Raw genomic sequence first — 13,267 nt, 5'->3', positions numbered from 1 at the left:
GCCTACGATTAAAGTGGCGACAAACATGATGGCACAGCCCGTGATCACACGAGCCGATGGCGTTTCGATGTATCCGCCGAGGTACTCGGACAATGAACCACCGAACATCCAGGCAACGGCTCCTGCGATGATCCAGGTCAGCAGCGAGAGTGCTTCTTTGACGAAGCCGCGGCTAAGACTGATCAAAGCGGAGATGGCGACGATTGCAACGATCGCCCAGTCAACCCAGGTAAATGGCACAGTGCAGCCTACAGACAGATAAGGCGGCGCATTTTAGCAGAGCCCATGGCTGTCGGTAAGCTGAGATTATCAGTGCTTTTCAAATCAAGGCGATAGTTTTAACCGCGCTCAGGCTGAAAACGCACCACAAACCCCTTGAGGTTCTGCTGGCGACTCAACAAGTCACGCAGACGATCGGCTTCCGCGCGCTCGATCAGCGGCCCGACGAACACCCGATTCTTGCCATCGGCGGAGCGGATATAGGCGTTATAGCCTTGGCTGCGCAGGGTTTTCTGCAGGCTTTCAGCGCTCTCGCGGCTCGATAGACTGGCCAGTTGAACCGACCAACTGACTGACAGGCCATTGGCATCAACGCGGCTTGGGGTGGCTGCCGGCTTGGTCGGTGCAGCAGCGATTGGCTGGGCAGGTGCCGGTACAGGCTTGGCGACGGGCGCCGGAGGTGGCGTGACCGGTTTGGCAGCCGGTGGCGCTGGGGCCACGGGAGCACTTGGCGCAATCGGTGTCGAAGGCGCTTGCTGCGCGGCAATTTCCTCATCGCTTGGCACTGGCTCCTGCGGCAATGCCTGCGGTTCAGGCACCACCACCGGTTCGACCTGCACTTGCGGCACAGCCGGCGCTTGCGGTGCAGCCGGTGCGTCGACCCTCACCTGGCGCTGTTCGTCCTGACGGGAAAACAGCATTGGCAGGAAAATCACCGCCAGCGCTACCAGCACCAGGGCACCGACCATGCGCTGCTTGTACGCCTTATCCAGCAAAGCCATTTGCCGCTTCCTCCGTGGAGTGCCGGGCCAGCCATTCAAGGGCCTCGGCGACACAATAAAATGATCCGAACAACAGAATCTCGTCGTCGCTCGTCGCCTGCGCGCACTGCCCTTCCAGGGCTGCGGCCACGCTGTCATAAGACGTTACCGAGGCGCCAAGGTTCTGCAACGCCGCGTGCAACTGCTCAACGGGTCGCGCCCGCGGCGAATCCAGAGGGGCGACAGCCCAATGCTGGACACTAGCATTCAATTCACCGACAACACCATCCAGATCCTTGTCCGCCAACAACCCGAACACCGCCAGACGCTTGCCGGCCGGTGGTCGACTGGCCAGACGACGGGCCAGGTACTCTGCCGCATGGGGGTTATGCCCCACGTCCAGCAACACATTAAGACGCTTGCCCTGCCAGTCGAACTGACGGCGATCGAGACGACCGACCACGCGTGTCGCTTTCAGGGCTTCGATAATCTGCGCATCCACCCAAGGCAAACCGAGCAGCAGGTAAGCCTGCAACGCCAGGGCGGCGTTCTCCATCGGCAGATCGAGCAATGGCAGATCATGCAACTCGACTGCACGCCCTTGAGCATCAAGGCCACGCCATTGCCAGTTGTGATCGGTGATACCCAGGTCGAAATCGCGTCCACGCAGGAAAAACGGGCAATTGAGCTCGCGCGCTTTATCCAGCAAAGGCTGAGGGGGATTCAGATCGCCACAGAGCGCAGGCGCGCCCTGGCGGAAAATGCCGGCTTTTTCGTAAGCCACGGACTCACGGGTATCGCCCAGATAGTCCGCATGATCGACGCCGATGCTGGTGACCAGCGCGATATCGGCATCCACCACGTTGACCGTATCCAGACGCCCGCCCAGGCCCACTTCCAGCACCACCGCATCAAGCCCTGCCTGTTGAAACAGCCAGAACGCCGCCAGGGTGCCCATTTCGAAGTACGTCAGGGAAGTGTCGCCACGACCGGCTTCGACCGCTGCAAAGGCTTCGCACAGCTGGGCGTCAGTGGCTTCGACGCCATTGACCTGCACCCGCTCGTTGTAACGCAGCAGGTGCGGAGAATTGTAGACACCCACGTTCAGGCCCTGCGCCCGCAGCAACGAAGCCACGAACGCGCAGGTAGAACCCTTGCCGTTGGTGCCAGTGACCGTAATCACCCGAGGCGCCGGCTTGCCCAGCCCCATACGAGACGCTACCTGTTGCGAACGCTCCAGCCCCATGTCGATGGCCGAAGGATGCAACTGTTCAAGGTAGGCGAGCCACTCGCCAAGGGTGCGTTGGATCATATGTTGGCAGGCACCGGCGGAACCACGATCGGCTCGATCGGCGCGGCGACGAATTTTGGCGTCGGCAGGCCCATCATTTGTGCCAGCAGGTTGCCCAGACGCGGACGCAGCTCCTGACGGTGAATGATCATGTCGATCGCGCCGTGTTCCAGCAGGAACTCACTGCGCTGGAAGCCTTCCGGCAGTTTTTCGCGAACGGTTTGTTCGATAACGCGCGGACCGGCGAAACCGATCAGGGCTTTCGGCTCACCGACAATTACGTCGCCGAGCATCGCCAGGCTGGCGGAAACACCACCGTAGACCGGGTCAGTCAGTACCGAGATGAACGGAATGCCTTCTTCACGCAGACGCGCCAGCACCGCGGAGGTCTTGGCCATTTGCATCAGGGAAATCAGCGCTTCCTGCATCCGCGCACCACCGGAGGCAGCGAAGCAGATCATCGGGCAACGGTTTTCCAGGGCGTAATTGGCGGCGCGCACGAAGCGCTCACCGACGATGGCGCCCATCGAACCACCCATGAAGGAGAATTCGAAGGCCGACACCACGACCGGCATGCCCAGCAAGGTGCCGCTCATGGAGATCAGTGCGTCTTTTTCGCCGGTCTGCTTTTGCGCAGCGGTCAGGCGATCCTTGTACTTCTTGCCGTCGCGGAATTTCAGACGGTCAACCGGCTCCAGGTCCGCGCCCAGTTCGGCACGGCCGTCAGCGTCGAGGAAGATGTCGATGCGCGCGCGAGCGCCGATACGCATGTGGTGGTTGCACTTGGGGCAAACATCCAGGGTCTTTTCCAGCTCCGGACGATACAACACCGCCTCGCAAGACGGGCATTTGTGCCACAGACCTTCAGGCACCGAGCTCTTCTTGACCTCGGAACGCATGATCGAAGGGATCAGTTTGTCTACTAACCAGTTGCTCATGCTTTCTTTCTCCAGTACCGGCGGCCCGAACGCTCTGGTTCGCAGCCCCGCGTATGCCCTTGAGCTAAATTCATATGTGTGGCGATGATCGATGGCGTGCCGGGTCAGCGAGATGCGACCTGCGTACAACCCCAAATATCCTCAGCCATGCCTGTGGACGGCGGCAGTGTGCCAGCCGTCACATCAAGCCCCAACAACCGCTTTGATGAATGCCTGAATCTTTGCGTGATCCTTGATGCCCTTGCTCGCCTCTACTCCACCGCTGACGTCTACCGCGTAAGGCCGAACCCGGGCAATCGCCTCCGCGACGTTGTCCGGTGTCAAGCCGCCCGCCAGGATGATCGGCTTGCTCAGGCCTTGCGGTATCAGAGACCAGTCGAACGCTTCACCGGTTCCCCCTGGAACGCCTTCGACGTACGTGTCGAGCAGGATCCCGCTGGCACTGGCGTAGGCATCGCAAGCCGCTGCGATGTCATCACCGGCCTTGACCCGCAACGCCTTGATATACGGCCGGTGCCAGCTTTCACAGTCGGCCGCGGTCTCGTCACCATGGAACTGCAACAGGTCCAGCGGCACGGCATCGAGGATTTCCCCCAACTCGCAGCGGCTGGCATTGACGAACAACCCCACGGTGGTCACGAACGGCGGCAAGGCCTTGATGATCGCCCTCGCCTGCTGGACAGTTACGGCCCGTGGGCTTTTGGCGTAGAACACAAAACCGATGGCATCGGCCCCGGCCTCGACCGCCGCCAACGCATCTTCTATGCGGGTAATCCCACAAATTTTGCTGCGAACGGCTGACATGTCGATAGAACCTCAGGACAAATCCGGGAAAGTCCCGGATGGTAACAAAAGCGTTTGAGGGCGTCAGCCGTCAAGTTCCGAGAAGCCGGTAAGGAAGTGTGGGCCGATGTAACGCTCAGGCAATTCGAACTCGTCGCGGTACTCGACCTGGACCAGGTACAGACCGAACGGATGGGCCGTTACCCCGCCGGAACGACGGATACGACTTTCCAGGACTTCCTTCATCCACTCCACGGGACGCTCGCCAGCGCCGATGGTCATCAGAACTCCGGCGATGTTGCGCACCATGTGGTGCAGGAACGCGCTGGCGCGGATATCCAGCACGATCATTTTGCCATGGCGCGTGACACGCAGGTGATGCAGCTCCTTGATCGGCGACTTGGCCTGGCACTGACCGGCGCGGAATGCACTGAAGTCGTGGGTACCGACCAGATACTGAGCGGCTTCAGACATGCGCTCGACGTCCAGCGGGCGGTGGTTCCAGGTAATTTCATCGTTCAGGTGCGCCGGACGGATCTGATCGTTGTAGATCACGTAGCGATAGCGCCTGGCGATCGCCTTGAACCGCGCATGGAAATGCGCCGGCATGACCTTCGCCCAACTGACGCTGACGTCGTGGGGCAAGTTGATATTGGCGCCCATCACCCAGGCCTTCATCGAACGCTCGACCTGGGTATCGAAATGCACTACCTGACCGCAGGCATGCACCCCGGCATCCGTACGCCCGGCGCAGAGCAGCGACACCGGTGAGTCGGCGACTTTGGACAAGGCCTTTTCAAGGGTTTCCTGCACCGTGAGCACACCGGAGGCCTGGCGCTGCCAGCCGCGATAGCGCGAACCTTTGTATTCGACGCCCAACGCGATCCGAAAAAAGCCGTCGGCCGCCATTTCGGCGGCCGGATTATCTATATTTGCCAAGGGGTGACAGCCTGCTGATCTGCGCAAAGGCATGCATTATAAGGCTGTCGGGCGGGGACGCCAGAGGGATCTCCATGGACTGTTCCGGCCTCATCGCGGGCAAGCCCGCTCCCACAGGAGATTGGTGCCAGGCGCAAATGATACAGACACCCCCGCTCCCACAAGGGATGTGCCGGGTACAAATAATGTGGACAACCCCGCCCCCCTGTAGGAGCGAGGCTTGCCCGCGAAGGCCATCCAACAGGCGTCATCGCATCCTCGCCAAAACAAAAACGGCAGCCTCGATGGGCTGCCGTTTTTTTATGCCTTACCGATGACTCATGCCAGACGCGAGAGCATTTCCTTAGCTTCGCTCTTCTGACCGGCATCGCCCTCGGTCACCACCTCATTGAGGATGTCCCGAGCGCCGTCGCTGTCGCCCATGTCGATGTAGGCCTGGGCCAGATCGAGTTTGGTAGCGACCTCATCGGTGCCGGAGAGAAAATCGAAGTCCGGCTCATCAGCCGCGGAGGCCAAAGCGTCTTCCTCGGTAAAGCTAGGCTCACCGAGGCTCTGGGACAGACGATCCAGTTCCGCATTGACGTCGTTGAGTTCACTTTCGAAGGCATCAGGCTGATCCGGGGCAGCGGCGTCCATTTCATCAGCCAGTGACAGGTCGAAATCCGCAGGTAACTCCAGGTCGTCGAGCGTCGGCTCGGTCACGGGCGCCGCTTCGGCGACAGGCAAATCCTTGAGATCTTCATCCAGACTCAGCAGGAAGTCATCTTCGGCCAGGGTTGCCGGCGAGGCGTCGCCGCCCAGATCCATGTCCAGGTCGAAGACCGACAGATCGTCGAGGTTTTCCTTGATTTCAGTCTGTTGCTGCAACACCGACTCAAAGCTCAGATCGTCGTCCAGCGGGAATTCGTCCAATTCAGCCAGCTCTTCTGGCGCGGGTGCGGGTGCCGGTACGGGCGTTGGCTCCACCTCCGGCTCCGCAGCAACCACTGGCGCGATCGGCGTAGCCGCCTCCAGATCGTCCAGGCTCAGATCGAAGGCGCTGTCGAAGTCGGACAATGCCGGCTCCGGGGCTTGCGGCTCGTCCAGCAGCAGGTCCTTGACGTATTGCGCGTCCAGCTCGGCAGCGATGGCGGCGGCCGCCAGACCGCTGGCCGCCACAACAGCCATGGCCGGAAAGCGGCTTTTCAACTCTTCAACCCGGGCGAAGTTATCGCCGTTGGCCACCAGTTGACGCTCCTGAGCGACGAACGCGTCGCGGTCACCCTGCTGACCATAGACTTCCATCAGCTTCAAGCGCAGGTCACTGCGTTGCGGCTCTTGCTTGATCGCGTCTTCCAGCAATGCGGCGGCCTGATTCAGACGACCGCCGGCAATGTGCGACTGTGCCTGAGCCAGTACGTCGTCGGAACGCTCGGAACGCTCGGCCGCAGGCGATACCAGTGGCGCAGCGATCGGCGGCGTCACCACAACCGGAGCAATCACCGGGGCCGGCGCGGGTGCAGGCGTTGGCGTTGGCGTTGGCGCGGTCGCAAGCTTCACGCTCGGCGGCGGAACTTCCAGGCCTTCGAAGCTGCTTGGCGGCAGATCCTGGTCGACGGAGAACTCTTGCTCCTCCTCCAAGGCACGGGCCATGCGCAGATGCTTCTCGGCTTCTTGCTGAGCCTTACGACGACGGGCCAGCAACAGCAGCAAGAGCAGCAGCACCACCGCACCGCCACCCACCAGACCCAGCAGGATCGGATTGGTCAGCAGCTCGTTGAATTTCTGATCATCGGATGTTGGCTCGACGACTGGCGCCGGAACGACTTCTGGTGCGCCAGCCTCTGGCGCAGGGACCGGAGCCGCGTCCGCAGGCGTTGCCGCAGGACTGGCCGCCAGCTCAGCCGACATCGCCGGAGTGCTCGAAGCGGATGCATCCGCTCCGCCTGCGGCCTGCAATTTGGCCAACTGGTTGTTCTTCAGTTCGATCAGGCGTTGCAGCTTGTCCAGCTGACTTTGCAGATCGCTCATGCGGCTTTTCAATTCGGCGTTGTCACGACGAGTCGCGTCGAGGCTTTCCTCAGTAACGGCCAGCTTATCGCTTAACGCTTTCGCATCACCGGCGGCGCCTTTGCCGCCCTTGCCGGTGTCGGCAGACACCAGGCTCAGTTTGTCTGCGGCAGGCTGCGATGAAGCACCTTCACCGCGAGCGCGCTTGGTGGCATCGAGTTGCTGCTGACCGGCTCCCGGTTTCGCCACGTAGCGACGGCCCTGACGCCACGCGGTGTTCTGCGCGGCGACCTCTGCGATGGCCTTGGGCTGTGGCAGGTCGGTGCTCTGCACCTGATCAGGCAGACGCAGCACTTGACCGGTTTTCAGTCGATTGATGTTGCCGTCGATGAACGCATCCGGGTTCAGCGCCTGGATGGCCAGCATGGTCTGCTGGATCGAACCACCGTTACGCGCCTTCGCGGCGATCTCCCACAGGGTATCGCGCGGCGTGGTGGTGTATTGCGACGATTTGGTCGCGCCAGTGACTGGCGCAGTCACCGTTTGGGCTGGCGCTGGTTGCGCGGCGGCATCGGCGGTCTGCGGCGAGAATTTGGACGGATCGAGCAGCACGCTGTAGTCGCGTAGCAGACGACCGTTGGGCCACATCACCTGAACCAGGAATTTCACCATCGGTTCGGACAGCGGTTTGCTGGACGTGACGCGCAAGATGCTTTTGCCGCTGGCGTTAAGCACCGGGGTGAAGGTCAGGTCATTGAGAAATGCCTGACGATCGACACCGGCCTTGGCGAAATCTTCGGGCGAGGCCAGGCTCGGCACCACTTCGGCAGCCGTGAGGTCCTTGATGTCGAGCAACTCGATTTCTGCGACCAGAGGCTGGTTCAGCGTCGATTTCAGGGTCAATTCCCCGAGCCCGAGGGCATGCGCCATACCGGAGGACAGCGCCGAGGCGGCCGCTATTGCTAACACCAGTTTGCGAACTTGAACCATAACCTCTTCCTTTGTTTGAACATTCCTCGGCCAGCGAGAAGGTGTTGATTGCCGCTGCCGTAAGGCATTGCGCGCGGCGGCGAAGGGTCGTCGCGCGCGATCATTTCATTCATGCAATGGGAAGCCCTGCGGGGTGGCTCACCTTAAGCATTCCGGCCAAGCATGACACTCGACCGGAATCATTCGATAAATTGTTGCCAAGTATCTTTTACAGCAGGTCTTTTATCAACAATTCAGCCACCTGCACAGCATTGAGCGCGGCCCCTTTGCGTACGTTATCTGACGTCAGCCACACATTAAGTTCCGCCGGGTCGTCGATCCCGCTGCGAACCCGACCAACGTAAACCACGTCCTGCCCTACTGCATCGCCTACCGGGGTCGGGTAATCGCCCGCCTCGACCAGTTCGATACCGGGCGCCGCTTCCAGAGCTGCATTGACTTTCGCCAGGTCGACAGCGCTCGATGACTGCAAGGTCACGCTAAAGCTATCGCCAAAAAACACCGGAGCTTGAATACAAGTGACGGAAATCTTTAATAACGGTAGCGCCATGACCTGACGCAGTTCGCGCACCAGGCGCTTTTCCAGCAACGTATGGCCCTGATCGTCAGGTTTACCGACTTGCGCCAGCAGGTTGAAAGCCATCTGCCGATCGAAGAAAGCCGGCTCCAGCGGACGCACGTTAAGCAGCTCGGCGGTTTGCCGGGCCAGCTCAGTGACCGCTTCGCGGCCTTGGGCAGAGACCGCCAGACACGCCGTCAGGTTGATGCGCTGCAGGTCGAGCAAACCGAGCAACGGCGCCAGCACCACCGCCAGCGTCGCGGCCGAAGGACTTGGGCTGCTGACCTGGAAAGGTTTTTTCAGGCTGGCCAGAATTTCTGCGTTGGCCTCAGGCACCACTTGCGGCGCCTGATCAGCCGGCAAGGCGCCGGACAGGTCGATCAGTGAGCAACCGGCGGCCGTGGCACGCGGAGCGAAACTGAGGGTCACCGCCGGGCCGGCGGCGAAGAACACCAACTGGACTTTGCTGAAATCGAACTCATCGACTTCCCGCACCCGCACGTTCTTGCCGCGAAACGGCACCGAATGACCAGCCGATTCACTGCTCGCCAGCAGGTGCAGGTTACCGACCGGAAAATCCCGCTCTTCGAGAATCTGGACGAGTGTTTCGCCGACAGTACCGGTGGCGCCGATTACGGCAATATCAAAGGACTGGCTCATGGTTCTACCTCTGGCGAAACGGGGGGAGCGGCACTTTACCGGGTGGCTGGCAGTGAGGCAATTCGACAGGGGATTTGTGGTGGGTGTACCGGCCTCTTCGCGGGCAAGCCTCGCTCCTACAAGGTGAGTGTCGAACCCATCATCGACTCGGTCCCGTAGGAGCGAGGCTTGCCCGCGAAGAGGCCCTGACAGACGGCACAACTCCAAAAAAAACCCGCACCTCTTTCAAGGCGCGGGCTCTTCATTGCTTCAACAGATCAACGCTCAAGCAGAATCCGCAGCATGCGACGCAGCGGTTCGGCCGCGCCCCACAGCAGTTGGTCGCCGACGGTGAAGGCACCGACGAACTGCGAACCCATGTTCAGCTTGCGCAGACGGCCGACCGGCACGTTCAGGGTACCGGTAACCTTTGTAGGGCTCAGCTCCTGCATGCTGATTTCGCGGTTGTTCGGCACCAGCTTGACCCAAGGGTTGTGCTGGCTGATCAGCCCTTCGATGTCGGCGATCGGCACGTCTTTGTTCAGCTTGATGGTCAGCGCCTGGCTGTGGCAACGCATGGCGCCGATGCGCACGCAGATGCCATCCACCGGGATCGGGCTCTTGAAGCGACCGAGGATCTTGTTGGTCTCGGCCTGGGCCTTCCACTCTTCGCGGCTCTGACCGTTCGGCAGTTCCTTGTCGATCCACGGGATCAGGCTGCCAGCCAGTGGTACGCCGAAGTTTTCGGTCGGGTACGCGTCGCTGCGCATGGCTTCGGCAACACGGCGATCGATGTCGAGAATGGCGCTGGCCGGGTCGGCCAGTTGATCGGCGACAGCGGCGTGGGTCACACCCATTTGCTTGATCAGTTCACGCATGTGCTGCGCGCCGCCACCGGAGGCCGCCTGATAAGTCATGGCACTCATCCACTCGACCAGACCGGCTTCAAACAGGCCACCCAGACCCATCAGCATCAGGCTGACGGTGCAGTTGCCGCCGATGTAGTTCTTGGTGCCCGCATCGAGCTGCTGGTCGATGACCTTGCGGTTCACCGGGTCCAGCACGATCACCGCGTCATCCTGCATGCGCAGGCTGGAAGCGGCGTCGATCCAGTAACCCTGCCAGCCGGCTTCGCGCAGCTTCGGGAAAACTTCGCTGGTGTAGTCACCACCCTGGCAGGTCAGAATCACGTCGAGGGTTTTCAGCTCTTCAATGCTGTAAGCGTCCTTGAGCGGAGCAATGTCCTTGCCCACGGACGGGCCTTGGCCACCGACATTGGAAGTGGTGAAAAACACCGGCTCAATAAGATCGAAATCCTGCTCTTCCAGCATCCGCTGCATGAGCACGGAACCGACCATACCGCGCCAACCGATCAGACCTACACGTTTCATCGCAACTACACCTTCTTAAAAGTGGGCCGCTGCTTTCATGGTTGAAAGTTGCAGCGGGCCAAAGAGATTACAGATTCCGCAGCGCGGCGACTACTGCATCGCCCATTTCCTGCGTACCGACCTTGGTGCAACCGGCCGACCAGATGTCGCCCGTGCGCAGGCCCTGATCCAATACCAGGCTCACGGCCTTCTCGATAGCATCGGCCGCATCCTGCAGATTGAAGCTGTAACGCAGCATCATCGACACCGACAAAATGGTCGCCAACGGGTTGGCAATGCCCTTGCCAGCGATGTCTGGCGCCGAACCGTGGCACGGCTCGTACATGCCTTTGTTGTTGGCATCCAGCGACGCCGACGGCAGCATGCCGATGGAGCCGGTGAGCATCGACGCTTCGTCGGAAAGAATGTCGCCAAACAGGTTGTCGGTGACGATCACGTCGAATTGCTTCGGTGCACGCACCAGTTGCATGGCGGCGTTGTCGACGTACATGTGGCTCAGTTCGACGTCCGGGTAGTCCTTGGCCACTTGTTCGACGACTTCACGCCACAGTTGGCTGGACGCCAGCACGTTGGCCTTGTCTACCGAGCATAGTTTCTTGCCGCGCACGCGGGCCATGTCGAATCCGACACGGGCGATACGGCGGATTTCGGTCTCGCTGTACGGCAGGGTGTCGTAGGCCTGACGCTCGCCGTTTTCCAGTTCACGCACGCCACGTGGCGCGCCGAAGTAGATGCCGCCGGTCAGTTCACGGACGATCAGGATGTCCAGGCCCGCGACGATTTCCGCCTTCAGGCTGGAAGCCTCGGCCAGTTGCGGGTACAGGATTGCCGGACGCAGGTTGCCGAACAGACCCAGCTGCGCACGGATTTTCAGCAGGCCGCGCTCAGGGCGGATGTCACGCTCGATGGTGTCCCATTTCGGGCCGCCCACGGCGCCCAGCAATACCGCATCGGCGGCACGGGCACGGACCAGGGTTTCGTCGGCCAGCGGCACGCCGTGCTTGTCGATGGCGGCGCCACCGATCACGTCATGACTCAGTTCGAAGCCCAGGCTGTACTTGTCGTTCGCCAGCTCCAGCACCTTGACTGCTTCGGCCATGATTTCCGGGCCAATACCGTCACCCGGGAGAATCAGAATCTGCTTGCTCATGCTTTCCTCATGTCATCAGTCGGCACGCCCGCAGGCGTACCCGGAAAAAGTCTTGGCGCTTATCGTTCAGCCATCAGCACCAGCACATCGGTACTGAACGAGCCATCGGCCTCAATCTCAAAATATTCGCGAACTTCATTGCCCATCGATTGCTGCAACTCGCGGATTGCCGCGCGCATCACCTGCGGCGTGCGCATGCGCTCGACCCAGGACGTGTATTCAAGACGCAACCGCTGGCGCGTAGTGCTGCGGGTATGCAACCCCGCCTCGCTGACCTGACGCAACCACTCGCCGGCAGAATAATCGCGTACGTGGCTGGTGTCGCGCAGCACTTCGACGCTTTGCAGGTAAGTGTCGAACAACGGGCTGCCCGGCGACAATACATCGATGAACGCCGCCACCCCGCCCGGCTTCAACACCCGGCGAACTTCGCGCAGGGCCACACCGAGGTCGCTCCAATGGTGCGCCGAATAGCGGCTGAAGACGAAATCAAACTCGCCATCGGCAAACGGCAGGCGTTCGGCGGCACCGAGTACGGTGGACACATTGTTCAAGCCGCGATCAACGGCAGCAGTGGCAACCACATCGAGCATCTGTTGGGACAGGTCGTAAGCCACCACTTCCTTGACCAGCGAAGCCACGTGAAAACTCACGTGACCGGCGCCGCAACCGAGGTCGAGCACGCGAGCATCGCCCTGCCCCGCCAGTTCAGCCTGTAGCAGCGCGAATTCAGTGCCTTGAGCGTGTACGGCGCTGCTCAGATAGGCCGAGGCCTGTTCACCGAATTGCTTTTGTACGACCTGACTGTGCTGGGCGGTGCTGGTCATGGGGACTTCCTTTTGGGAATGAGTCTTGTGGTGCCTGTGCGGGCCTCTTCGCGGGCAAGCCTCGCTCCTACAGGGGAATGCAGTTCAATCGTAGGAGCGAGGCTTGCCCGCGAAGGCGTCATCAAGCCTTACGCAAAATCACGCATCACGAAACAACCACGGCTGGCTCGCACGGTGTTTGGCTTCAAACGTGGCAATCGCCTCGTGGTCCTGCAAGGTCAGGCCGATATCGTCCAGGCCATTGAGCAGGCAGTGCTTGCGGAACGCGTCAATCTCAAAACTCAACACCTTGCCATCCGGACGGGTCACGGTCTGGGCTTGCAGATCAACCTGCAATTGATAGCCCGGAGTCGCCTCGACCTGCTGGAACAGTTCATCAACTTCAGCGTCGCTCAGGATGATCGGCAGCAAGCCGTTCTTGAAGCTGTTGTTGAAGAAGATGTCGGCGTAGCTCGGCGCGATGATGCTGCGGAAACCGTACTCTTCCAGCGCCCACGGCGCGTGTTCGCGGCTGGAGCCGCAACCGAAGTTTTCGCGGGCCAGCAACACACTGGCGCCTTGATAACGTTCGGCGTTGAGGACGAAGTCCTTGTTCAACGGACGCTTGGAGTTGTCCTGATACGGCTGCCCGACATCCAGGTAACGCCACTCATCGAACAGGTTCGGGCCGAAACCGGTGCGCTTGATCGACTTCAAGAACTGCTTCGGAATGATCTGGTCGGTGTCGACGTTGGCACGATCCAAAGGCGCGACAAGACCAGTGTGCTGGGTAAAAGCTTTCATGCTGCGCT

12 protein-coding genes are annotated in these 13,267 nt (G+C 60.8%); all 12 read right to left on the bottom strand.

The genetic code is table 11. The annotated features are described in order from the left end of the window. On the bottom strand, positions 1 to 240 hold a 240-nt coding region (locus tag ACIPLA_RS11880), incomplete at its 3' end, for a CvpA family protein (protein ID WP_401173237.1). A gap of 98 nt (positions 241 to 338) precedes the next feature. Next, entirely contained in the window at positions 339 to 1,001 is a 663-nt protein-coding gene (locus tag ACIPLA_RS11875) for an SPOR domain-containing protein (RefSeq protein ID WP_218399164.1), read from the bottom strand. Continuing rightward, positions 985 to 2,292, bottom strand: coding sequence for a bifunctional tetrahydrofolate synthase/dihydrofolate synthase (gene folC / locus ACIPLA_RS11870; protein ID WP_192343324.1), 1,308 nt, complete (start codon positions 2,290 to 2,292; stop codon positions 985 to 987). Before folC ends, ACIPLA_RS11875 begins: the two co-directional genes overlap by 17 nt. Next, on the bottom strand, positions 2,289 to 3,209 hold the full coding sequence (accD, locus tag ACIPLA_RS11865) for an acetyl-CoA carboxylase, carboxyltransferase subunit beta (protein ID WP_007905946.1): 921 nt from the start codon (positions 3,207 to 3,209) through the stop codon (positions 2,289 to 2,291). Before accD ends, folC begins: the two co-directional genes overlap by 4 nt. Positions 3,210 to 3,392: 183 nt before the next feature. Further along, positions 3,393 to 4,013 carry a phosphoribosylanthranilate isomerase gene (locus ACIPLA_RS11860; RefSeq protein WP_401173236.1) on the bottom strand — a complete coding sequence of 207 codons (621 nt, stop codon included), beginning with the start codon at positions 4,011 to 4,013 and terminating at the stop codon, positions 3,393 to 3,395. A 63-nt stretch (positions 4,014 to 4,076) separates the two neighbouring features. Then, complete coding sequence (gene truA, locus ACIPLA_RS11855) at positions 4,077 to 4,901, bottom strand: tRNA pseudouridine(38-40) synthase TruA (protein WP_032830732.1); 825 nt, start codon at positions 4,899 to 4,901, stop codon at positions 4,077 to 4,079. Between the two features lie 348 nt (positions 4,902 to 5,249). Further along, positions 5,250 to 7,910: a FimV/HubP family polar landmark protein gene (locus ACIPLA_RS11850; RefSeq protein ID WP_401173235.1), complete on the bottom strand. Its 2,661-nt coding sequence runs from the start codon at positions 7,908 to 7,910 to the stop codon at positions 5,250 to 5,252. A 208-nt stretch (positions 7,911 to 8,118) separates the two neighbouring features. After that, positions 8,119 to 9,129, bottom strand: a complete 1,011-nt coding sequence (locus tag ACIPLA_RS11845) for an aspartate-semialdehyde dehydrogenase (protein ID WP_401173234.1) — start codon at positions 9,127 to 9,129, stop codon at positions 8,119 to 8,121. A 257-nt stretch (positions 9,130 to 9,386) separates the two neighbouring features. Further along, a complete protein-coding gene (gene asd, locus ACIPLA_RS11840; RefSeq protein ID WP_008075929.1) occupies positions 9,387 to 10,499 on the bottom strand; it encodes an aspartate-semialdehyde dehydrogenase in 1,113 nt (370 codons plus the stop codon). 67 nt (positions 10,500 to 10,566) lie between these two features. Continuing rightward, complete coding sequence (gene leuB / locus ACIPLA_RS11835) at positions 10,567 to 11,649, bottom strand: 3-isopropylmalate dehydrogenase (RefSeq protein ID WP_218399159.1); 1,083 nt, start codon at positions 11,647 to 11,649, stop codon at positions 10,567 to 10,569. A 59-nt stretch (positions 11,650 to 11,708) separates the two neighbouring features. Continuing rightward, complete coding sequence (locus tag ACIPLA_RS11830) at positions 11,709 to 12,476, bottom strand: class I SAM-dependent methyltransferase (RefSeq protein WP_401173233.1); 768 nt, start codon at positions 12,474 to 12,476, stop codon at positions 11,709 to 11,711. A 138-nt stretch (positions 12,477 to 12,614) separates the two neighbouring features. Further along, positions 12,615 to 13,259, bottom strand: a complete 645-nt coding sequence (gene leuD / locus ACIPLA_RS11825; RefSeq protein ID WP_007905962.1) for a 3-isopropylmalate dehydratase small subunit — start codon at positions 13,257 to 13,259, stop codon at positions 12,615 to 12,617. Positions 13,260 to 13,267 lie beyond the last annotated feature (8 nt).

Origin of the sequence: Pseudomonas sp. NPDC086112 (assembly GCF_044746425.1) — a bacterium.
Classification (GTDB): Bacteria; Pseudomonadota; Gammaproteobacteria; order Pseudomonadales; family Pseudomonadaceae; genus Aquipseudomonas.
The sequence above is the reverse complement of the archived record's forward strand: the minus strand, read 5'-3'. Positions and strand labels throughout refer to the sequence as shown.